We start from the raw sequence: 472 nt of genomic DNA on the forward strand, positions 1-472 counted from the left end.
CTCTCAAGGAGAGCGATACGCCATGAACGAGACTAGCAACATTGTCCCGCTCCGTCAGCCCGACGAGATCGACGATCCACTGACCAATATCCTGCGTGCTGGTGCGCGGCAGCTTCTGGCGCAGGCCGTCGAGGTCGAAGTCGAGACCTTTCTTGCCACGATGAAGGATTTGAAGCTTGCCGACGGACGCGCCCGTGTCGTGCGGCATGGTTACGGCCCGGTGCGAACGATTGCGACGGGCATCGGTCCGGTCGAGGTCGCGCGGGCGAAGATTCGCGACCGTGGGGCGGCCGGCGATAGTGAGCGGATCCGGTTCGGCTCGGCGATCCTGCCGCTGTGGGCACGGCGGACCAGAAGCCTGGATGCGCTGTTGCCGATTCTGTACCTGCGCGGCATCTCGACCGGCGATTTCCAGGAGGCGCTGACGGCCTTGCTGGGCAAGGACGCACCGAACCTGTCGCCCGCGGTGATT

General features: G+C 64.8%; 1 protein-coding gene. It reads left to right on the forward strand.

Features of this window, described 5'->3' with window-relative positions; translation table 11 throughout:
* Positions 1–22: 22 nt before the first annotated feature.
* Positions 23–472, forward strand: a 450-nt coding sequence (locus ACZIRK_RS45455; protein ID WP_474419876.1) for a transposase, incomplete at its 3' end; no start/stop codon positions are given.

The organism is Bradyrhizobium sp. Leo114, from assembly GCF_055229415.2.